This is a genomic window from Curtobacterium salicis (genome assembly GCF_011759505.1).
In the GTDB taxonomy this organism is placed as follows: domain Bacteria; phylum Actinomycetota; class Actinomycetes; order Actinomycetales; family Microbacteriaceae; genus Curtobacterium; species Curtobacterium salicis.
The window spans coordinates 245401-267404 of record NZ_JAAOYO010000002.1; the positions used below are offsets into that span (position 1 = coordinate 245401).

Consider the following 22004-nt stretch of genomic DNA (forward strand, 5'->3'; position numbering starts at 1 on the left):
TGGTACCGGGCCTCCTGTCCGTGAGGCGGTGCGTTCCGCTCAGGCGGGACGCTGTGCCGGGGAGACGTTCCTCGCGGCGTCGCGCTCCGGGATGTCCCCGAGCGCTTCGTCGATGCGAGCCATCGTGCCGGCGTCGAGCTTCACGCCGGCGGCCTTCACGTTGTCGGTCACCTGCGACGGACGCGAGGCGCCGACGATCGCCGACGCGACGTTCTCGTTCTGCAGGGTCCAGGCGATGGCGAGCTGCGCGAGCGTGAGCCCGGACTCGTCCGCGACCGGCTGGAGACGCTGGACGGCTTCGAGGACCTCGTCGCGCATGAACCGCTTGATCATGTCCGCGCCGCCCTTCTCGTCCGTGGCACGCGATCCCTCGGGCAGGGGCTGACCCGGCTTGTACTTGCCCGTGAGGACACCCTGGGCGATCGGGGACCAGACGATCTGCGACAGACCCAGCTGCTTCGATGCGGGGACGACCTCGCCCTCGATCACGCGCCACAGCATCGAGTACTGCGGCTGGTTCGAGATGAGCTGGAAGCCGAGCTCCTTCGCGAGGGCCGCACCGGCGCGGATCTGCTCCGCCGACCACTCGCTGACGCCGATGTAGAGCGCCTTGCCCTGACGGACGACGTCCGCGAAGGCCTGCATCGTCTCTTCGAGGGGCGTCTCGTAGTCGTAACGGTGTGCCTGGTAGAGGTCGACGTAGTCGGTCTGCAGACGCTCCAGCGAGCCGTTGATCGACTCCATGATGTGCTTGCGGCTCAGACCGACGTCATTGTGCCCCTTGGGGCCGGTCGGCCAGTAGACCTTCGTGAAGACCTCGAGGGACTGACGACGCTCGCCCTTGAGTGCTTCGCCGAGGACGGTCTCGGCTGCCGTGTTGGCGTAGGTGTCTGCGGTGTCGAACGTGGTGATGCCGGCGTCGAGCGCTGCCCGCACGCACTGGGTGGCGACGTCGTTCTCGACCTGCGAGCCGTGCGTCAGCCAGTTGCCGTAGGTGATCTCGGAGATCTTGAGACCTGAGTTGCCTAGGTACCTGAATTCCATGGACCCGACGCTACTGGAGTGAGCGCGCACGCGGGAGGCCGCGGCAGTACCTGTGTACAACCGGCCGCGGGGTGTGAACGGTGTCTGGGAGGCGTGCGGGCGGGCTGCCGGGGCTGGCCGCTCCGGAGCGGCGAGCGGGCGGGATGCCGGCACCGGCCGCTCCCGACCCGCGAGCGGGCGGAATGTCGGGGTTGGCCGTTCCGGACTCGCGAGCGGGCCGAATGCCGGGGCTGGCGCCTCCGGACCCGCGAGCGGGCGGAATGTCGGGGCGCTGCCTCCCGTGAGCCCGCCGTTCCGCCCGCTCAGCCCCCGGACGTCTTCCTCCACAAGCGGCCCTGGGAGTGACACCGTCCACACCGGAGGCGCTTCTCAGCCACGCCGCTCCGGCGCGGCCCGAGCATCGACGCATGTCTCCGAAAGCTCCGCTCCCCCCGGCCCTGCGCCGGTCACCGTTCCGGGTGCGTCGCGCGCTCCGCATGGGGGTCTCTCGCGGGCGTCTCGATGCTCGGGATCTCCGTCGCCCGTTCCACGGCATCCGGTGTGCTGAGCAACCGCGGACTCCGGACGAGCTCGCACGAGCACTTGCACCACGGTTGCGCGACGACCAGGTGTTCAGTCACTCGACTGCCGCGATGCTGCTCGGTGTGCCGCTCCCCCGCCGCCTCGAACGCGATCCCCGGCTGCACGTCACGACGATCGGTACGGATCAGGCGCTTCGTGTCGGCGGTTCCGTCGGCCACCGTGCCAAGGCAGGCACAGTACGGGTGGTCCACAGCAGGGGCGTGGCCCTCACGCATCCGGCTGACACCTTCACCGCGCTCGCCTCCGTCCTGTCCGTCGATGAACTCATCGTCGCCGGCGACGCCCTGGTGGGTTGGCTCGGCTGGACGACTCTGCCGGAGCTGGCTGCCGCGGTCCGCCGTCGCCGCGGCTGTCGCGGCGTCGTGAAGCTCCGGGCGGCCCTCGCTGAGATCCGGATCGGATCCCGCTCTCCCGGTGAGACGAGGACCCGGCTCGTGCTGACCCGGTCGGGTCTCCCACAGCCCAGGTTGAACCACGACGTCGTGGTGGACGGTCGGTGGGTGGCGTGCGTCGACCTCGCGTTCCCAGAGGCTCGCGTCGCGATCGAGTACGAGAGCGACCTGCATCGGACGGATCCCAGGACGTTCCGCAAGGACCTCACTCGGGGTGAGCTCCTGAAGGACGACGACTGGTGGTTGGTCCGAGCGACGGCCGATGACATCGGACCGTCCGTGGACCGTTTCGTGGCGCGGGTTCGACGCCTCCTCGATGTGGGCGGGAGCGGCCGACATCGCCCATGAGCGACGCTTCAGTGAACAATGGTTGACGCTTCAACCAAACGCGTGCAGAATGGGCTACCATCAGGTTCGATGCGGGCGTATGCAACAGAGCGCCCGCCCCATGACTCACCGCTCGAAGAAGGACACACCATGGCTCTCAACGCCTCCGCCATCCCCGGCTACGTCACCGGCACCTGGAAGCTCGACCCGACCCACTCCGAGGTCAGCTTCTCCGTCCGCCACCTCGCGATCAGCAAGGTCAAGGGCAAGTTCGAGCAGTTCGACGCGACCCTCGTGACCGCCGAGAACCCCCTCGACACCACCCTCGAGGCCTCGATCGACGTCTCGAGCATCAACACCAACCAGGCGCAGCGCGACCAGCACCTCGCGACCGGTGACTTCTTCCTCACCGAAGAGCACCCGCACATGGTCTTCCGTTCCACCGGCATCCGCGAGGACGGCGACGACATGCTCATCGACGGCGAGCTCTCGCTGCGCGGCGTGACCAAGCCCGTCACCCTGAAGACCGAGTTCGGTGGCGTCACCACCGACGGCTACGGCCAGACGAAGCTCGGCGCCGAGGCGACCACCAAGATCGACCGCACCGAGTTCGGCGTGAACTGGAACGCGGCGCTCGAGGCCGGTGGCTTCACCCTGGGCAACGACGTCACGATCAACCTCGACGTCCAGTTCGTCCTCCAGGCGGCCTGACCTCTCCCCCTCACGAAGCCCCGGCGCCCTCGGCGTCGGGGCTTCGTGCTGTCCGGACGGAGGACCACTCCCCGCCCGACGTCGAGTTCACTGACGCGCCGGCACCCGGGGCGAGCGGGCGCCGGAGGCGAGCGGGCGGAACACCACGGTGCGCCAGCCCCCTCCCGCGGTATTTCGCCCGTTCGCCATTGCCGCGTGGCAGGTGCGCCGCTGGACGGCCAACGGGCGGATCCGCTTCCCGATGCGTCGGGCTACCTGATTCGCCCGCCCGGCCACGCGGGAACCGAGCGGGCGGATCCGCTGGGTCGCGCGCCTCCCGTGCAGGCGGTTCTGCCCGTTCGCGCGCCGCACTCGCGCCCGATCTCCCTGCCAGAGCCGAGCGCGGTCCCCGGGCCGTACCTGCTCCTCGCCCGCTCAGCCATGGACGCCACACGCTACAGATCCGCCCGTCGACGTCGACGTCGATCGCGAACCCGTCGCCGTCGAGCCCGACCACGGGCGACCCGCTCGACCACGGGCGACCCGACCAACCACGGGCGACCCGGACCCCGACCACGGGCGCTCCGCATCGACCACGGGCGCCGAACGCACGAGCGCCGCTGGCCGGGTCGCGCGGTACCGTGAGGAACGCTCCGGCGTGCCCGAGGGAATCCGCCCCCTGGCCGCGGAGTTGCACGGATCACCGCTGCACACGAAGCACGTCCGACGCCGCCGTCGGGACGCCGCTCGCCGACGAACAGGAGCACCCCGATGTCCACCGACTGGATCACGCTGCAGACCCTCGCCGTGGCGGAGTTCGGCCGCCGCGTCGCCGCCGTCACCGACTGGGACGCGCCCACACCCGATTCCGAATGGACGACTCGCGACCTCGTCACGCACGTGGTCGACGAGCAGCGCTGGATCCCGAAGCTCCTCACCGGCTGCGACCACGCCCAGGCCGAGGCGGATCTCGAACCGATCGGCGACGACCTCCTGGCGGAGTGGGAGCGGCACTCGAGTGCTGCGATCGAAGCGTGGCAGCGCGCCCCGAAGGACACGCCGGTGCACCTCTCGACCGATGTGGTGCAGGCCGGCGAGTACCTGGCGGAGCAGACCAGCGACATCACGATCCACACGTGGGACCTCGCCCGCGCGACCGGGAGTGACGAGCACCTGCCGGACACCCTCGTCGAAGCGGTGTGGACGCACTTCGAGCCGCAGATCCAGTCCCTCGCGGCGACCGGGCTGTACGCGGCTCCAGTGCAGGTGGACGACGATGCTCCTCTGCAGGTGCGGCTGCTTGCGGTGACCGGGCGAGATGCCCGGGTGCCTGCCTGACACACCCGTCAGGACAGCCCGCTCGGCGGACGAACCCCCTCAGGACAGCCCGCCCAGCGGACGAACCCCCTCAGGACAGCCCGCCCAGCGGACGAACCCCGTCAGGACAGCCCGCTCGGCGGACGAACCCGCCGGGCCCGCCCGCTCGGCGGACGAACCCCAGCCCGCGCACGCACCCGCCCACCACCGCCCGCATCGGAAGGACCCCGCATGTCCGACACCTCCAGCGACACTCCCCAGAACTCCGCCACCGTCCCCACGGTCCGGCTCGGCAACACCGGTCTCGAGATCTCGAGCGTCATCCTCGGGATGATGTCCTACGGCGACCCGACCAAGGGCTCGCACGCCTGGAGCGTCGGCATCGACGAGGCCCGGCCCTTCGTCCGTCGAGCGTTCGAGGCCGGCATCACCACCTTCGACACCGCGAACGTCTACTCCGCGGGCAGCAGCGAGGAGATCACCGGCGAGCTCCTCAAGGAACTCGCTCCGCGTGAGGAGGTGCAGGTCTTCACGAAGGTCTTCAACCGGATGCGCCCGGGGCGGAACGGGGCCGGCCTCTCCCGCGCCGCGATCATGCACGAGATCGACGCCTCGTTGACCCGCCTCGGCACCGACTACGTCGACCTGTACCAGATCCACCGTTTCGACCCGCTGACCCCGGTCGAGGAGACGATGGAGGCCCTCCACGACGTCGTCAAGGCCGGCAAGGCCCGGTACATCGGCGCGTCGAGCATGTGGACGTGGCAGTTCGCCGAGATGCAGCACGTCGCCGAGCGTCACGGCTGGACGAAGTTCGTCGCGATGCAGGACCAGTACAACCTCCTGGAACGCGAGGAGGAGCGCGAGATGCACCCCTTCTGCGCGCACACCGGGGTCGGCGTGATCCCGTGGAGCCCCCTCGCCCGCGGCAAGGTCACCCGGCCCTGGGACGCGCAGGGCTCCGGCTCCCGCTCCGACACCGACGAGTTCGGCAAGACCCTGTACCGCCAGGACGAGGACGCGAACCGCGCGATCGTCGAGGCGGTCGGGCAGGTCGCCGACGAGCGTGGCGCGAGCATGGCGCAGATCGCCCTGGCGTGGGTCGCCGGGAAGCCGGCCGTCTCGGCGCCGATCATCGGCGCGACGAAGGAGCACCACATCGACGACGCGGTCGCCGCCACCGCGATCGAGCTCACCGCCGACGAGGTCGCGCGACTCGAGCACGCGTACACCCCGCGGGTGCCGTCCGGCTTCTGACGCACCATCCGGACGGGAGGCGCGGTGCCAGCGGGCACCACGCCTCCCGTCCGTCCGTCGCTCCCGCCCGCCCACTCAGTCGAGCGGGCGAGATACCCGGGTCCGCCCGCTCGTTCCCGTGGAGTTCCGCCCGCTCGCCGAAGCCGGACGGCACGGTGCCCCCCCGACGGGCCCTCGCCCGCCGTGCCGGGGCGCAACGGCGGGCGTGCGGGGCGGGTGCGAGCGGGTCCAGGCGGGCACGCGCGAGCGGACGGAATCCACGGGTGCCCGTGCCGGGACGGCCGCGGATACGCCCGCTCGCCGCCGGAGGTGCCCGGGCTCGGACCCCGCGCCCCGAGCCGAGGCTCCGAGCGTTTCGCGTCCTCGACGGTCAGCGGGCGGAATGCCGGGGCCCCGGAGGCGCGCACGGGTGGGATCCGCCCGCTCGGCAGGAGGAGCACGAGCGAGCAAGGCAGGGCAGGGCAGGCGGGCGCGGCCCAAGCGCGCAGCGCAAGGCAGGGCAGGCGGGCAGGCGCAGCGCAAGCGAGCAGGCGCAGCGCAAGCGGGCAAGGCAAGCGGGCAGGGCGGGCGGGTGCCCAGCCCGCCCTGCGGACTCAGGCGGCGCCGAGCTCCCGGTCCGCCGCGCCCTCGCGCTCGAGCCGCGCGATGCGCCGCAAGGCCGCCCGCTCGCTGCCCGACTGACTGCCGAGCACGCCGGTGATGCCGTCGAGGACCACCCCGGTCGCCCGGCCGACGGGCAGCTCGATCGGCCCGAACGACGGCGTGCGGATCCCGAGCAGCGACCGGTGCCGCGGGTCGAGGGTCGAGACCGCGCCCTGGTAGATCGCCTGGTAGCCCGGACGGAGCATGGCGGCGAGGGGCGGGTTCTTGATGAAGCGCAGGACCTCCCGGGTCCGGGGCGTCACCGCGAGTTCGCCACGGTCGAGGTAGCCGTCCATCTGTGCGCGGAGTTCCGCCTCGGTCTCGGGGGCGTCCTGCACGCGCATCAGGCGACCGGCGATCGCCCACTCGCGGACGTAGGCGTCGGCGCCACCCGGGATCGGCCCACCCCAGCGCTGCGCGGTGCGGAGGAACGCGTCCGTGAACGCGAGGTGCACCCATCGGGCCAGGTCCGGGTCGTTGGCCGTGTAGGGGCGACCGATGCCGTGCCCGTCCACGTACTGGCCGCGGACGCGTTCGTGGAGCCGCAGGACCCACTCGCTGCCGGAGGTCGCGGTCGCGGTGTCGCCGTGGGTGACGGTGTAGATCCACCGGATGGTGCCCGCGAGCCGGCCGAACGGGTCCTCCTTGTAGCGGGAGTGGTCGGCGACTCCGGCGAGCGCTCCCGGGTGCAGAGCCTGGACGAGGAGCGCGCGGACACCGGCGACGATGGTCTGGTTGCCGCCGTGCACCGACCAGGTGGCCGAGCCGGGGCCGAAGAAGCCGGCGTCGGTGCCCTTCTCGAGTTCGTCCACCCACTCCGGGCTGCCGTGGGTGTTCCCCGTGAACGTGGCCTGCAGGCGGGTGCGGAACGCATCGGTGACGAAGGACATGCGCTCATGGTCCGTCGGTCCCCTGACAGCGCGCCCCGCAACTCGCCGGAAACCGCGCCGCCCCGCGCCGCACCGCGCCGCCCCGCGTCGCCCGCACCGGCACCCGCCGCGAAGAGCGTCGCCCGCACCGGCACCCGCCGCGAAGAGCACCCGCCGCGGAGAGCACCGCCACGCGCACGCACCCGCACCCCTCGTCTGACAACCGCTCGGATCCGCCCGCTAGGTTGGACGACGTGAGCATCGACACGCCTCGTCCCTGGCTTGCCTCCTACGCGTCAGGGGTGCCGCACGACATCGAACCGATGACGGGGTCCCTCCCGGACCTGGTCGAGCAGTCCGCCCGGCGCTTCCCGAAGGCCGTGGCGCTCGAGTTCTTCACGCGGGAGACCACGTACGCGGAGCTCGAGGACCAGATCGCCCGGGCCGCGAACGGGCTGCGGAAGCTCGGCGTGACGAAGGGCGACCGGGTGGCCCTGGTGTTGCCGAACTGCCCGCAGCACGTCGTGGCGTTCTACGCGGTGCTCCGTCTGGGCGGCATCGTCGTCGAGCACAACCCGCTGTACACGCCGCGGGAGCTCCGACACCAGTTCGAGGACCACGGTGCGACGGTCGCGATCGCCTGGGACAAGTCGGTCGCGACGCTGCAGGACTTCCCGAAGGACGTCGCGCTCGACGCGATCGTCTCGGTGGACCTGACGCGGGCGATGCCGCGGAGCACCCGCCTGGCGCTGGCGCTGCCGGTGGCGAAGGCGCGCGAGTCCCGCGCGAAGCTCACGACTTCGGTGTCCGGCACGACGCGCTGGGACGACCTGGTGTCGACCCGGAAGCTGTCGAAGCGGCACCCCCGTCCGGAGACCGACGACGTCGCGCTCATCCAGTACACCTCCGGCACGACCGGCACCCCGAAGGGTGCCGTCCTGACGCACCGGAACCTGCTGGCGAACGCCGCGCAGGCGCGGGCCTGGATCCCGCAGATCAGCGCGGGTGACGGCAGCGTCGTGCACGCCGTCCTGCCGATGTTCCACGCCTACGGTCTGACGCTGTGCCTCACGTTCGCGATGAGCATCGCCGGGAGGCTCGTCCTGTTCCCGGCGTTCGACCCCGCGTTGGTCCTCAAGGCGATCAAGAAGCGTCCGCCGACGTTCCTGCCGGCCGTGCCGCCGATCTACGCCCGGCTGCAGCACGCCGCCGACTCGGCGAAGGTGTCGCTGGCGGGCATCGACATCGGGATCTCCGGTGCGATGCCGCTGTCGCAGGACGTCATCGAGCCGTGGGAGGCCCGCACCGGTGGCTACCTGGTGGAGGGCTACGGCCTGTCCGAGTGCTCCCCCGTGCTGATGGCGAACCCGGTGTCGGACGCCCGTCGGCTCGGCGTGATCGGCCTGCCGCTGCCGTCGACCGAGTGCCGCGTGGTGGACCCCGACGACGAGTCCCGGGTGCTCGGCACCGACGAGTCCGGCGAGCTGCAGGTCCGCGGCCCGCAGGTGTTCGGCGGCTACTGGGGCAAGGCCGAGGCGACCGACGAGGTGTTCACCTCGGATGGCTGGTTCCGGACGGGCGACATCGTGGCGATCGACGCGGACGGCTTCGTGCGGATCGTGGACCGGCTGAAGGAACTCATCATCACCGGTGGGTTCAACGTCGCGCCGTCCGAGGTGGAGGACACGCTCCTCAAGCACCCGAGCGTCAAGGAGGTCGCGGTCGTCGGCATCGTGCAGAGTGGCAACGAGCAGGTCGTCGCCGCGGTGATCCCGACGGACCCGGCGACCTTCGACGCGGAGGCCCTCCGGGCGTGGTCCCGTGACCACCTGGCCGCGTACAAGGTGCCGCGTCGCGTGGTGGTCGTCGAGGACCTCCCCCGGTCGATGATCGGCAAGGTCCTGCGCCGCAAGGTGCGCGACGCGATCCTGCACGACTAGCAGCGCGCTGTCAGCAGCTACTTGCTGCTGATCCGCGTGTACTTGTTCACCGCCCACGGCACGAACACGGCGAGCATCACCGTGATCCCGATGAGCACCGTCGTGATCGGGTGCTGCATGGTCCAGATGTCCGGCACCGGCGCGGACCCGGCGTTGCCGAACAGTTCCCGCGCAGCCTGCACCAGTGAGGACACCGGGTTCCACTCGGCGAACACCCGGAGCACGAGCGGCATGGTCTCGCTGGGCACGAAGGCGTTCGAGATGAACGTCAGCGGGAACAGGATCATGAACGAGGCGTTGTTGATCACCTCGGGCGTCTTGACGCTCATGCCGAGCAGCGCCATCACCCAGCTGAACGCGTAGCTGAACAGCAGCAGCAGCGCGAGCCCGCCGAGGAACTCCACCGGCGAGGAGTTCACCCGCCAGCCGACGGCGAGTCCGGTGGCCATCATGATCACCATCGAGATGCCGTTGAGCACGAGGTCGGAGTTCGTCCGTCCGACCAGGACCGCGGACGCCGACATGGGCAGGGTCCGGAACCGGTCGATGAGGCCTTCCTTGAGGTCCTGCGCCATCGCCGACCCCGAGAAGGTGGCTCCGAAGACGACGGTCTGGGCGAAGATGCCCGCCATCAGGAACTGCGTGTAGTCGGTGCCCTGGACGCTGATCGCGCCGCCGTAGACCTGGCTGAACAGCAGGACGAACATGATCGGCTGCAGGACGGCGAACACGAGCATGTCCGGCGACCGCTTGATCTTGATGAGGTTCCGCTTGGTGACGGTCCACCCGTCCTCGACCCAGACGGCGAGCGGCGCGGTGACGACGACGGGCAGCTGCCGTCCGAGGGCGCTGCCCGCGCCGGTCGTGGTGGTGGCGGTCATCGGACCAGCTCCTGCCGGGAGGCGCGTTCCCCGTCCGACGGACTGGTCGCCGCCGTCCCGCGCCCACCGCCGGCCCCGGCCGCGCCCTCGTCCTCCGTCGCGGCGTGCCCCGTGAGGCGCAGGAACACGTCGTCGAGTGTCGGGCGACGCATGCCCGCGTCGTGGAGGGCGATGCCGGCCGTGCCGAGGTCGGCGAGGACCCGTTGCAGTGCGGCGGGTCCGGCGTCGACGGCGACTGCTCGGGTGCGTCCGTCCCCGCTCGTCTCGACGTCCCCGGTGCCGTGGCGCCGGAGGACGGTGGTGGCGGCGTCCCCGTCGGCGGCGTCGACCAGGGTGACGACGACGCGGTGGCCGCCGACCTGGGCCTTGAGCTCGTCGGAGGTGCCCTCGGCGATGACCCGGCCGTCGTCGATGACGGCGATGTCGTCGGCGAGCTGGTCGGCCTCCTCGAGGTACTGCGTGGTGAGGAGCACGGTGGCCCCGCCGGCGACGAGGTCCTCGATGATGCCCCAGAGCGCCAGACGGCTGCGGGGGTCGAGGCCGGTCGTCGGCTCGTCGAGGAACAGCACGCGCGGGTTCATCACGAGCGCACCGGCGAGGTCGATGCGCCGCCGCATGCCGCCGGAGAAGCCCTTGACGGGGCGGTCGCCCGCTTCGGTGAGCCCGAACACGTCGATGAGTTCGCGTGCCCGGTCGCGGGCTGCTCGCCGTCCGAGGTGGTAGAGCCGCCCGATCATCTCGAGGTTCTCGAAGCCGGTGAGGTTCTCGTCGACGGCGGCGTACTGCCCGGACACGCCGATCACGCGGCGGGTGCCCTGCGGATCGGCGACGACGTCCATGCCGGCGACGGTCGCGGACCCGGCATCGGGTTCGACGAGGGTGGTGAGGACCTTGACGGTCGTGGTCTTGCCGGCACCGTTCGGGCCGAGCAGTGCGGTGACGGTGCCCTCGGGCACCGACAGGTCGAGACCCGCCAGTGCGTGCACGGGCCCGGACTTCGAGCGGTACGTCTTGGTGAGGCCGGAAGCCTCGATGATGGCCATGTCGCTCCTTCGTGACCGGCTGCGTCCCTCGGGGGCCGACCGGTCACGTGGACCGGTCGGCCGGGTCCGGTGGGAGCGCTGGACGTCACTCAGACGTCGAAGCCACCACCGAAGTCACTGGAGCCCTGGTCGAAGCCGCCGTCGGACATGCCGCCGAAGTCGGAACCACCGTCGCCCCATGAGGCGTCGTCGTACCCGCCGCCGTCGGCCGCACCGCCGTCGCCGGATCCGTCACCAGTGTCCCCCGAACCGCCGTCATCCGCACCACTCGCATCGGTTCCACCGTCGAACGACCCGGGGTCTGGCAGGAAGGCGCTCATCAGGGCGGACCCGATCACGTAGCCGCCGACGGTGCCGAGCAGGGAGGCGCCGAGCATGCTCCCGAAGCCGGGGCCCTGGCGGCCGCCGAAGCCACCGCCGCCGAAGCCACCGCCGCCGCCGAGCCCACCGAGCGAGCGCTCCATGTACCCGGGCTGCCGGAGCTCGGACCGGGTCGCGCTCTGGGCGAGCGAGCGCGGGTCGTCGCCACGAGGCGCTTCACCGGCCGGTGCCGAACGGGTGAACTCGTCGTAGACCATCCGGCGCTGCTCGGGCGTCAGGGTGGCGAAGGCCTCGGCGTGGACCTCCTCGATGCGCTCGGGTGGCGCGGTCCGGAGCAGGTAGCGGTACCGCTCGACGGCCCGCTGGTCCTCACCCCCGGCCTGCTGGCCCGGTCCCGGCTGCGCGGGAGCACCGTACGGCGCCTGCTGGTACGACTGCTGCCCGTACTGGTACCCCGGCTGCGGCGCCCCACCGGCCCCGTTGCGTGGCTGCTCCGGACGCTCCTCGCGGCCGAGCAGACGGTCGAGGAATCCCATGGTGTGCTCCTTCGTCGCGGGCACCGTGCCCGCTGCCGCCCACGGTAGGCACCGGCGGCCCGGTCTGACTGTGCGTGCGCTCAGAAGCCGCCGTGCGCCTCCCGGCCGGGAGGCACGACCGCCGTCAGGACGTCGGCTCGGCCCCGGCGACCGCCGCGGTCCACACCGCGAACAGCTCGTCCGCCGCGCCCGGGTGCGCCGCGAGGAACGGCGCGCCGACCGGCGGGAAGTCGTCGACCGGTCCGTCGAGGGTGAGGACCACACCGCCGGCCTCGTGCACGAGCAGCACGGCCGCGGCGTGGTCCACCGGGTCGAACGCCGGCATGCACGCGCCGATCCCCCGGCCGGCGGCGACCTGGGCGATGGTCAGGGTCCCGGAGCCCGGGATGCGCACGGCGCAGGAGCGGGCGGCGAGCGCGTCCACGAAGGCGGCGAAGCCGGGCCACGGGTGCGTGCCGTCGAGCTCGGTCCCGACGACGGCTCCGGCGAGCGGGCGTGGCGCGTCGTCCAGGCGGAGCACCCGGTCGCGTTCGGTCGCACCGCGGCCGCGTCGGGCCTCGAGGACCTCGCCGCGCCAGGGGTCGGCGACCACGCCGACCAGGGGGCGTCCGGACCGGGTGAGGCACAGCGAGGTGCTCGTCCACGGCACGCCGTTCATCAGGTTGCGGCTGCCGTCGACCGGGTCCACGTACCAGCGGTGCTTGTCCCCGGGCGCGACGCCGTACTCCTCGCCGACGAAGCCGTGCTCCGGGAACACGGCGCGCACCCGGCCGCGGACGTGCTGCTCGATCGAGCGGTCGAGTGCGGCGACCCGGGCTGCGGCGTCACCGGCGTCCGGGTCGATGCGGTGCTCACGGGTGAAGGCGATCACCTCGTGTGCGATCCGGTGCGCCAGGGTCTGGGCACGACCGGCGACCTCGGCCTCGGAGGGTTCCCGCACCGGCCGCGACCAGCCGTCGCGCTCGGCGGCGGCGAGGACCGCGTGCACGGTGGCGACGTCCTCGGTCAGGACCAGGTCCGCACCGAGCCGGGTCGCCCACCGCGTCGGCTCGGGGTCGTCGACGGTCCACACCGCCACGCAGAGGCCGAGGGTGTGCGCCGCGCGGACGGTCGCGGGGATGAGGAAGGCGACGTCGAGGTCGAGCGTCGAGGGCCGGAGCTCCCGCACCTGCGCGGACGTCGGCGGTCCGAGGGTGTCCCAGGGCAGCCAGACGTCGGCGTCGGGCAGCAGCGACCGGACGGCGGTCATCGCGGCGACCGTCCCACGCCAGGCCACCCGCACGGTGTCGTCCGAACCGGTGTCGGCGGCCGCCACGGTCCGGACCGCGGCCTCGGCGTCGGCCGGGTCCGCGAGCCCGATCACGAGCGAGGCGGAGCAGCCCGCCAGCCGCTCGAGCACGGCGTCGAGCCGCGGGATGCGGTCGAGGCCGTTGCCGAGCCGGGCGACGTCGCACCACGACACCTCGGCGACCCGGCGTCCGTCGCCCCACATCCGCCCGAGGGTCTCGTCGTGCAGCAGCACCGCGACCCCGTCGGCGGTGACGCGGACGTCCACGGCGACGACGTCGGCACCGAGCGCCTCGGCGACCACGACGCCCGGCAGGGTGTTCTCGCGGCGGACGCGCGGGGCCCCGCGTGAGGCGACGATCCGTGGCGGACGGAGGCCGGGCCTCCCGGTCGTCAGCGGTGCCGGGGTCTCGAGCGTCGTCACCGTCCCATGGTGGGAGGGCGGGCCGAACACCACGTGACGGGGCGGTGAACAGCCGGGGCCTGCGAGGATGGGCGAGTGGAGACTCGTACCTGGGGCTGGCTCGCGGCGGTCGTCGACGTCGTGCTCATCGTGGCGTTCGCCGTCATCGGACGCAGTTCGCACGGCGAGGCGTTCGCGCCACTCGGCCTGTGGACGACCGCGTACCCGTTCCTGGCCGGCTGGGCCATCGCGTACGTGACCTCCGGGGCGTGGTCGCGTCCGCTCGCGATCTGGCCGACCGGCGTCGTGGCGTGGATCCTCACGGTGTTCGTCGGCATGGCGATCCGGGTCGCGACCGGGCAGGGTGTCGTCGACGGCAACCCGTTGCCGATCTCGTTCCTCGTCGTCGCGACCATCGTGCTCGGCGTGTTCCTGGTCGGCTGGCGGCTCCTGGCCCGGCTCGTCCTGCGGGTCCGGTCAGGTCGTCGTCCGGCCGCCGGCGACCCCGAGGCCGTCCGCTAGAACAGCCCGCCGCGCGGACCCTCGTCGGGGCCCTCGAGTCCGCGGAACATGTCCGACACCAGGGCCGCGATCTGCGGTTCGACGAGCCGCTCGACCGCTTCCGCGATGCGCTCCCGGTGGTCCAGCAGGGCCAGGCACACGGCCGTGCCGGTCGACCGTGCACACTCGTCGGACAGCTCGATCTCGTGGCGGAGGGCGGCCTTCGCCTCGTCCGACAGCGGCTCGCGTGGCTCCTGTTCGGACGCCCCGGTCCCCGCGAGCTCGCCGAGGGTGAAGAGGAACGGCTCCCCCGGCTCCGGCTGCGGGTCGACGTCGAGGCCCTGGAACTCCGGCGACAGCCCGTCGGCCGGCTGGTAGCCCGAGTGCCGCTTGCGCGCAGCGGCGCGCTCGAGTTCGCGCTGCAGCAGCGGCAGGTTCTTCGCCGTGTAGTCGTCGACGGCGTCCTCGACGATGGCGGACATCCGACCGATCAGCGCGTGCTGCACCGGGTGCGGCACGTCCGGACCGAACCCGGCCGCGGCGGCGATCGGTGACCCCGTGCAGCGGCGGCAGATGCGGGTGCGCGGACGGGCCGTGCCGATCTGCCAGCGGGGCAGCCAGCGCAGCCAGACGTCGACGGCGTTCCGCACGCGTCCGTCGATGCCGTCCATCCTGCAAGCGTAGGCGGCGCGCCCGGGATCCGACCCGAGGCTCGGTGCGGCGGACAGAACTCGGCGGATGTGGCACGGGATCTGTCCGCCTGGCCGAGGCTCGGCGCGGCCCGGCGCGGCGGGGAGGCGCGGGTGCGGCCGTCAGGCCGGCTCGGTGACGAAGTCGATCAGTTCCTCGACCCGACCGAGCAGCTGCGGCTCGAGGTCGGCGAAGGTCCGGACCTGCCCGAGGATCCGCTGCCACGCCCGGGCGATGTCGGCCTGCTCCGCGTGCGGCCAGCCGAGCGCTTGGCAGATGCCGGCCTTCCACTCGATCGACCGCGGGATCGTCGGCCACGCCGGCAGTCCGACGCGCGCCGGCTTCACCGACTGCCACACGTCGACGAACGGGTGCCCGACGACGAGGACGTGCGCGCCCCACTTCCCCCGCATCACGGCGTCGGCGAAGCGGGACTCCTTCGAGCCCGGCACGAGGTGGTCCACGAGGACGCCGACGCGGCGCTCCCGGGTCGGCCGGAAGTCGTCGAGCACGTCGGCCAGGTTGTCGACGCCGGACAGCTCCTCGACGACGACCCCCTCGACGCGGAGGTCGGCGCCCCACACCTTCTCGACGAGTTCGGCGTCGTGCTTGCCCTCGACCATGATCCGGCTCGGCAGCGCCACGCGGGCGCGCTGCTGCTCGACGGCGAACGACCCGGACGCGGTGCGGAGGCGACCACCGTCGGAGGTGTGCCGGACCGCGGGGGCCGCACCGGGCCTCCCGGCCGTCGTCGTGGACCGAGCCGGCGGGGCGGCCGCGGCGGACCGACCGACCGGTGCCTGTGGGCGGCTCAGGGTGACGAGTTCGCCCTCGAGCAGGAACTGGCCGACGAAGGGGAAGGCGCGGACGCGGCCCTTCCAGTCCTCGAGCGCGACGTTCCCGGCCTCGAGCCCGACCACGGCGCCGGCCCAGCCGGAGTCCGGGTCCTCGAGCACCATGTCGCGCTCGAGCGGCACCTGCCGCACCTTCTGCACACCCCGCGAGCGCCAGTCGCCCGAGAGCACGTCACTGCCGTACCGGTCCTCGTCCACCCGCACGAGCGTACTGTCGACGGGCGTCCGGACAACGTCGACCGGCCGGTCCCCCCTCATCCCGACGGAAGGCACATCCCGTGCGCGCAACAGTCATCCACGCCCCCCGCGACATCCGTGTCGAGGAGCGCGACGCCCCCACGATCCTCACCCCGTCCGACGCCGTCGTGCGCGTCGTCGCCGCGTGTGTCTGCGGCTCCGACCTCTGGCCCTACCGCGGTGTCCGCGACACGAAGGAGCCGCGGGGGATCGGCCACGAGTTCGTCGGCGTCGTCGACCAGGTCGGCGACGACGTGACCGACCTGCACGTGGGCGACTTCGTCATCGCGCCCTTCACCACCAACGACGGCACCTGCCAGGCCTGCGCGCATGGCATGACGAGCGGCTGCGACCACGGCTCGACCTTCGGCGTCACCCCGGACGCGTACGGCCACCCGCTCGGGGGCGCGCAGGCCGAGTACGTCCGCGTGCCGGACGCCGCCGCCAGCCTGGTCGTCGTGCCCGGACCGGTCGACGACGACCTGGTGCCGTCGCTGCTGACCCTGTCCGACGTGTTCTCCACCGGGCACCACGCGGCCGTCTCGGCCGAGGTCGGCCCGGGCAAGACCGTCGTCGTGGTCGGCGACGGCGCGGTCGGGCTGTCCGCCGTGCTGGCGGCGAAGCGCCTCGGGGCCGAGCGGATCATCGCGATGAGCCGGCACGCGGACCGCCAGGCCCTCGCGCGGGAGTTCGGCGCGACCGACATCGTCGAGGCCCGGGGCGACGAGGGCGTCGCGGCCGTGCGGGAGCTCCTCGGCGGAGACCTCGCCGACTGCGCACTCGAGGCCGTCGGTACCGCGGAGAGCATGGACCAGGCACTCCGCGTCGTCCGCGCCGGTGGTGCCGTCGGGTACGTCGGTGTGCCGGCGGGTGACCCGGAGCTGCCGATGCCGTTCCTGTTCGCGAAGAACATCACGGTGGGCGGCGGCATGGCACCGGCGCGCGCCTACATCGAGGAGCTGCTGCCCGACGTGCTGTCGCGCACGATCGACCCGGGCAAGGTGTTCGACCTCGAGCTGCCCCTCGACCAGGCGCCCGAGGCCTACGCCGCGATGGACGAGCGCCGCGCCATCAAGGTGCTGCTGCGCCCGTAGCCCCTCGCGAAACGCAACGTGGGCGGTCCCGCGCAGCGGTACTCCGTTGCGCAGTGCCGCCCACGTTGCGTTTCGCGGAAGGTCAGCGGACGGCGAGGACCCGGTGCGGGGACGCGGACTCGGCACGCCATCCCGGCGGGAGGGCCGCGGCGAGCTCGGGGACCGTGAAGCTCCGGCGGATCGAGCGGAGGCCGTCCTCGCGGATGAACGTGCCGACCGACACGAACGACGCCCCGACGGCGTAGAGCCGGTAGGCGGACACCGAGCGCCGGATGTCGGAGTGCACGCTGCGCCCGACGGCGAGCTCCGCGGAGTCCCGGAGGAACGCCCCCCGCTCGGCGTCGTCGAGGTGGTGCAGCACGTGGTTCGACACGACGACGTCGAACCGCTCCCCCGCCGCGACCAGGTCGCCGCTCGACTGCGTGCGGAAGGTCACCCCGGCCGTCGTCTGCCGCTCGGCAGCGGCGATCGCCCGCGGGTCCGGGTCCACGCCGACGACCTCGAGGTCGAAGCCGTCGCTCCGCGCCCACCGCACCAGCGACCGGGCGAGGTCGCCGCCGCCGCAGCCCAGGTCGAGCACGCGAGCCCGACCGGTCGGCGGCAGCGCCGGAGCGACGTGGGTGCGCCACACCGACCGCCAGCCGGACACCGCGGCGTTCACCAGGGCGAACCGGCGGAAGGTGCGGTCGAGCGTCGCCGGATCGCAGTCCGGGTCGTCCATGAGTTCGCGCAGGTCGACCGCGCGGGTGGACAGGTCGACGGGGTCGGTCACGCCCCGGCCCCGACGGGGACGTCGGCGTCGGCCGCGTCGACCACGGCGAGTTCACCACCGGCATCCGTCGCGGCGACCGCGCTCCCGACGACCGTCAGAGATGCCGCCTCGACCGTCAGTCCCGGCCCGAAGGCCAGTGCGACGACGGGCGTCCCGTCCGACGGGCCGGCCTCGAGGGCCTCCCGGAGGACGAACAGCACCGTCGCGCTCGACATGTTGCCGTGGTCGCGGAGCACGGCGCGGCTCGCCGTGAGGGCGCTGTCCGGCAGGTGCAGTGCGTCCTGGGTCCGGTCGAGGATCGCGCGCCCACCGGGGTGCACGGCCCAGACCGGCACGTCGTCCGGCGTCCAGCCGCGGGGTTCGAGGAGCGGGGCGACCGCCTCGGCGGCGTGGACGCCGATCAGCTTCGGGACCTGGGTGCTCAGCACCATCTCGAAGCCCTCGTCACCGATGTTCCACGCCATCTCGCTCGCGCCCTCGGGCAGGACCGTCGTGGTGAACGCGTCGAGGCGGAGCCCCGGCCCGTCCGCTGTGACGACGGCCGCCGCGGCACCGTCGCCGAAGACGCTGTTCGCGACGATCTGGTCCGGGTCCTCGGAGTTCCGCACGTGCAGGGTGCAGAGTTCGGCACAGACGACGAGGACGACCGCGGTGGGGTCCGCTCCGACGAACGCGTCGGCGATGCGGAGCGCCGGGAACGCGGCGAAGCAGCCCATGAACCCGACGTGCTGTCGGAAGACGTTCCGCGGCAGCCCGAGTTCCTCGACGATCGCCAGGTCCGGACCCGGCTGCGTGAAGCCCGTGCAGGACACCGTGACGACGTGGGTGACGGTCGCGGGGTCGACCCCGGCCCGGTCGAGTGCGTCACGAGCGGCGCCGACGAACAGCGGCGGCGCGAGCTCGCGGAAGCGGTCGTTCCGGGTGCCCGTGCTCGGCGAGGTGAGGACCCCGTCGGCGTCGCGGAAGACACCGGGACCGGCGGCGGAGTCGAGCTCCGGCAGGACGCTGTGGCGGTGCTCGACCTCGGAGGCGTTGAAGGCCGCGGGCACCAGCCGCGAGGCCAGCCTCCCGAGGCCGGGCTGGGCGGCGAACAGGTCACGGACCGACGCCTGCCCGAGGGTGGTCCGCGGGACGGCGGTACCGATGGCTCGGATCGTTGCTGACACGCTCCATCCTGTCACCGGATCGCTGACGTGTCCCCAGGATGGACGGGAGGCCCGTGGCGGTTTCGCCACGGGCCTCCTTCATGAGCGCGTCCAGCGCTGGGTCCTACTGCTGCTGCGCGCGCTCCAGGACGAGCTCGCGGACGCGTGCGGCGTCAGCCTGGCCCTTCATCGCCTTCATCACGGAGCCGATGATCGCGCCGGCGGCCTGGACCTTGCCGTCGCGGATCTTCTGCAGCACGTCTGGCTGCCCGGCGAGGGCCTCGTCGACGGCGGCGGTGAGGGCGGAGTCGTCCGACACGACCTTGAGCCCGCGCGACTCGACGACCTGCGCCGGCGACCCCTCGCCGGCGATGACGCCTTCGAGGACCTGGCGTGCGAGCCGATCGGTCAGGTCACCGGACTCGACCAGCGCGATGACCTCGGCCACGTGCTGCGGGGACACGAGGTCCCCGGGGGCGGCGTCCTGCGCGTTCGCGACGCGGCTGATCTCACCGGTCCACCACTTGCGGGCGGCCTGCGGACCGGCACCGGCGTCGATGGTCGCCTGGACCTCGTCGAGGAGACCGCCGTTGACGACGTCCTGGAACTCGAGGTCGGCGAAGCCCCACTCGCCCTTGAGGCGGCGGCGGCGGGCCACCGGCGCCTCGGGCAGGCTCGCACGGAGTTCCTCGATGACCGCCGGGTCGGGCACGACGGGCAGCAGGTCCGGCTCCGGGAAGTACCGGTAGTCGTCGGCGTCCGACTTCGGACGGCCGGCCGAGGTGCGGCCGGTGTCCTCGTGCCAGTGCCGGGTCTCCTGCGTGATCGTCCCGCCAGCGGCGAGGATCGCGGCCTGCCGCTGGATCTCGTAGCGGATGGCGCGCTCGACGGCACGGAACGAGTTGACGTTCTTCGTCTCGGTGCGGGTACCGAGCTTCTCCTGGCCCCACGGGCGCAGCGAGATGTTCGCGTCGCAGCGCAGGTTCCCGCGCTCCATGCGGGCCTCGGAGACACCGAGCGCGCGGACGAGGTCGCGGATGACCTGCACGTACGCGGCGCCGAGCTCGGGGGCGCGTTCCTTCGCCCCGACGATCGGCTTCGTGACGATCTCGACCAGCGGGACGCCCGCACGGTTGTAGTCGACGAGCGAGTACTCGGCGCCCTGGATGCGGCCGGTCGCACCACCGACGTGCGTCAGCTTGCCCGCGTCCTCTTCCATGTGGGCGCGCTCGATCGGCACCTGGAAGATCGTGCCGTCGGCGAGTTCGACCTCGACCTCGCCCTCGAAGGCGATCGGCTCGTCGAACTGCGAGATCTGGTAGTTCTTCGGGTTGTCCGGGTAGAAGTAGTTCTTCCGCGCGAACCGCGAGCTCTCGGCGATCGAGCAGCCGAGCGCGAGCCCGAGCTGGATCGAGTAGCGCACGGCCTGCTCGTTGACGACCGGCAGGGACCCGGGCAGCCCGAGGTCGACCGGCGTCACGTTCGTGTTCGGCTCGCCACCGAAGAAGTTCGGCGCGTCCGAGAACATCTTCGTGGCGGTCGCGAGTTCGACGTGCACCTCGAAGCCGAGGACCGGCTCGAACCGCTCGATCGCCTCGTCGAAGTCCATGAGTGCGTCCTTGGCCATCAGATGACACCTTCCTCTGCGGCGGACTGCTGTGCGGCGTCCAGGTTCGGGATCCGGGAGATCAGCGGAGCACCCCACTGCTGCTCGAGCAGGCGCTCCAGCGCGGCGCCGACCCGGTAGAGCCGGGCGTCCTCACGCTGCGGGGCCATCAGCTGCACGCCGGTCGGCAGCGAGTCCTCGGGCGCCAGACCGTTCGGGATGCTCATGCCGGGGACGCCCGCCAGGTTCGCGGGGATCGTGGTGAGGTCGTTGAGGTACATCGCGAGCGGGTCGTCGATGCGCTCACCGATCTTGAACGCGGTGGTCGGCGCCGACGGGCTGATCAGCAGGTCGACCTGCTCGAACGCGGCCGTGAAGTCGCGCTGGACGAGCGTCCGGACCTTCTGCGCACTGCCGTAGTAGGCGTCGTAGTACCCGGCGCTCAGGGCGTACGTGCCGAGGATGATGCGGCGCTTCACCTCGGGACCGAAGCCGGCTTCACGTGTGGCGGCCATGACGTCCTCGACGGTGGCACCGCCCTCGGGGGTGACGCGCAGGCCGAAGCGGACCGAGTCGAACTTCGCGAGGTTCGACGACGCTTCCGCCGGGAGGATCAGGTAGTAGGCGCTGATCGCGTACGCGAACGACGGTGCGTCGATCTCGACGACGACGGCACCCGCGGACTCGAGCAGCGCGACGGTCTCCTGGAAGCGCTGCGTGACGCCGGCCTGGAAGCCCTCGCCGCCGGCGAGTTCCTTGACGACACCGATGCGGACGCCCTTGAGCGAGTCCGCCTGCCACCCGTCGCGGGCGGCGGCGGCGAACGAGGGCCACTCCTGCCGCAGCGAGGTGGAGTCCTTCGGGTCGTGCCCGCCGATGACGTCGTGCAGCAGCGCGGCGTCGAGGACGGTGCGGGACACCGGGCCGATCTGGTCGAGGCTCGACGCGAGCGCGATCGCGCCGTAGCGGCTGACGCCACCGTAGGTCGGCTTCACACCGACGGTGCCCGTGACGGCACCGGGCTGGCGGATCGAGCCACCGGTGTCGGAACCGAGGGCGAGCGGTGCTTCGAACGCGGCGACCGCGGCGGCCGAACCGCCACCGGAGCCACCGGGGATCCGGTCGAGGTCCCACGGGTTGTGGGTCGGGCCGTACGCCGAGAACTCGGTCGACGAGCCCATCGCGAACTCGTCCATGTTGGTCTTGCCGAGCGGCACCAGGCCGGCACGGCGGAGCTTGGCGACCGGGGTGGCGTCGTACGGCGGCACCCAGCCCTCGAGGATCTTCGAACCCGAGGTGGTCGGCATGTCCTGCGTGCACAGGACGTCCTTGACGGCGATCGGCACACCGGCGAGCGGACCGAGGTCGTCCCCGGCGGCGCGGCGGGAGTCGATGGCCTTCGCGGCGGCGATCGCGTTCTGGTTGACGTGGAGGAACGCGTGCACGTCCCCGTCGACGGCGGCGATCCGGTCGAGGTGAGCCTGCGTGGCCTCGACGCTCGAGACGTCGCGGGCCACCAGGGCGTCGGCGAGCGCGGCCGCGCTCAGCGTGGTGATGTCGTGGGTCACGGTTCT

At 72.3% G+C, this 22004-nt stretch carries 19 protein-coding genes; 7 read left to right on the plus strand and 12 right to left on the minus strand.

The genetic code is table 11. The annotated features are described in order from the left end of the window. Positions 1-39: 39 nt before the first annotated feature. Entirely contained in the window at positions 40-1044 is a 1005-nt protein-coding gene (locus tag E9228_RS05525; RefSeq protein ID WP_166779597.1) for an aldo/keto reductase family protein, read from the minus strand. A 632-nt stretch (positions 1045-1676) separates the two neighbouring features. Here E9228_RS05525 and E9228_RS05530 point away from each other — a divergent pair. From E9228_RS05530 to E9228_RS05545, 4 genes are all read left to right on the plus strand, one after another. Then, on the plus strand, positions 1677-2366 hold the full coding sequence (locus tag E9228_RS05530; protein WP_166779598.1) for a hypothetical protein: 690 nt from the start codon (positions 1677-1679) through the stop codon (positions 2364-2366). A gap of 129 nt (positions 2367-2495) precedes the next feature. Further along, positions 2496-3056, plus strand: coding sequence for a YceI family protein (locus E9228_RS05535; protein ID WP_166779599.1), 561 nt, complete (start codon positions 2496-2498; stop codon positions 3054-3056). Positions 3057-3806: 750 nt separating this feature from the next. Then, positions 3807-4373 carry a TIGR03086 family metal-binding protein gene (locus tag E9228_RS05540; RefSeq protein WP_166779600.1) on the plus strand — a complete coding sequence of 189 codons (567 nt, stop codon included), beginning with the start codon at positions 3807-3809 and terminating at the stop codon, positions 4371-4373. 210 nt (positions 4374-4583) lie between these two features. Next, entirely contained in the window at positions 4584-5609 is a 1026-nt protein-coding gene (locus tag E9228_RS05545) for an aldo/keto reductase (protein WP_166779601.1), read from the plus strand. Positions 5610-6202: 593 nt separating this feature from the next. Here the strand turns inward: E9228_RS05545 and E9228_RS05550 are convergent. Next, positions 6203-7141, minus strand: a complete 939-nt coding sequence (locus E9228_RS05550) for an oxygenase MpaB family protein (RefSeq protein WP_166779602.1) — start codon at positions 7139-7141, stop codon at positions 6203-6205. Positions 7142-7374: 233 nt separating this feature from the next. Between E9228_RS05550 and E9228_RS05555 the strand changes: the two genes are divergently transcribed. Beyond that, positions 7375-9060, plus strand: coding sequence for a long-chain-fatty-acid--CoA ligase (locus tag E9228_RS05555; protein WP_166779603.1), 1686 nt, complete (start codon positions 7375-7377; stop codon positions 9058-9060). Between the two features lie 17 nt (positions 9061-9077). On the opposite strand, the gene E9228_RS05560 is transcribed toward E9228_RS05555, so the two are convergent. The 4 genes from E9228_RS05560 to E9228_RS05575 form a co-directional block, all read right to left on the minus strand. Then, entirely contained in the window at positions 9078-9941 is an 864-nt protein-coding gene (locus E9228_RS05560) for an ABC transporter permease (protein WP_252727776.1), read from the minus strand. Then, positions 9938-10984 (minus strand): ATP-binding cassette domain-containing protein, encoded by a 1047-nt coding sequence (locus E9228_RS05565; RefSeq protein ID WP_166779604.1) that lies wholly within the window; start codon positions 10982-10984, stop codon positions 9938-9940. Before E9228_RS05565 ends, E9228_RS05560 begins: the two co-directional genes overlap by 4 nt. Positions 10985-11073: 89 nt before the next feature. Then, a complete protein-coding gene (locus E9228_RS05570) occupies positions 11074-11841 on the minus strand; it encodes a hypothetical protein (protein WP_166779605.1) in 768 nt (255 codons plus the stop codon). A 124-nt stretch (positions 11842-11965) separates the two neighbouring features. After that, entirely contained in the window at positions 11966-13552 is a 1587-nt protein-coding gene (locus E9228_RS05575; RefSeq protein ID WP_166779606.1) for an inositol monophosphatase family protein, read from the minus strand. Positions 13553-13627: 75 nt separating this feature from the next. On the opposite strand from E9228_RS05575, the gene E9228_RS05580 reads away from it, so the two are divergent. Further along, positions 13628-14053, plus strand: coding sequence for a DUF3054 family protein (locus E9228_RS05580; protein WP_166779607.1), 426 nt, complete (start codon positions 13628-13630; stop codon positions 14051-14053). Here the strand turns inward: E9228_RS05580 and E9228_RS05585 are convergent. Next, positions 14050-14703 (minus strand): spermidine/putrescine ABC transporter substrate-binding protein, encoded by a 654-nt coding sequence (locus tag E9228_RS05585; RefSeq protein WP_166779608.1) that lies wholly within the window; start codon positions 14701-14703, stop codon positions 14050-14052. The two genes, E9228_RS05580 and E9228_RS05585, sit on opposite strands and share 4 nt — an antisense overlap. A 141-nt stretch (positions 14704-14844) precedes the next feature. After that, positions 14845-15774 (minus strand): DUF3097 family protein, encoded by a 930-nt coding sequence (locus E9228_RS05590; RefSeq protein ID WP_166779609.1) that lies wholly within the window; start codon positions 15772-15774, stop codon positions 14845-14847. Positions 15775-15854: 80 nt separating this feature from the next. On the opposite strand from E9228_RS05590, the gene E9228_RS05595 reads away from it, so the two are divergent. Next, entirely contained in the window at positions 15855-16907 is a 1053-nt protein-coding gene (locus E9228_RS05595) for a zinc-binding dehydrogenase (RefSeq protein WP_166779610.1), read from the plus strand. Positions 16908-16989: 82 nt separating this feature from the next. Here the strand turns inward: E9228_RS05595 and E9228_RS05600 are convergent, their stop codons facing one another. From E9228_RS05600 to gatA, 4 genes are all read right to left on the minus strand, one after another. After that, positions 16990-17679 carry a methyltransferase domain-containing protein gene (locus E9228_RS05600; RefSeq protein ID WP_341849784.1) on the minus strand — a complete coding sequence of 230 codons (690 nt, stop codon included), beginning with the start codon at positions 17677-17679 and terminating at the stop codon, positions 16990-16992. After that, positions 17676-18845 (minus strand): 3-oxoacyl-[acyl-carrier-protein] synthase III C-terminal domain-containing protein, encoded by a 1170-nt coding sequence (locus E9228_RS05605; protein WP_166779611.1) that lies wholly within the window; start codon positions 18843-18845, stop codon positions 17676-17678. Before E9228_RS05605 ends, E9228_RS05600 begins: the two co-directional genes overlap by 4 nt. Before the next feature lie 103 nt (positions 18846-18948). Next, positions 18949-20451, minus strand: coding sequence for an Asp-tRNA(Asn)/Glu-tRNA(Gln) amidotransferase subunit GatB (gatB, locus tag E9228_RS05610; protein WP_166779612.1), 1503 nt, complete (start codon positions 20449-20451; stop codon positions 18949-18951). Continuing rightward, positions 20451-21998: an Asp-tRNA(Asn)/Glu-tRNA(Gln) amidotransferase subunit GatA gene (gene gatA, locus E9228_RS05615; protein ID WP_166779613.1), complete on the minus strand. Its 1548-nt coding sequence runs from the start codon at positions 21996-21998 to the stop codon at positions 20451-20453. Before gatA ends, gatB begins: the two co-directional genes overlap by 1 nt. Positions 21999-22004: the final 6 nt, after the last annotated feature.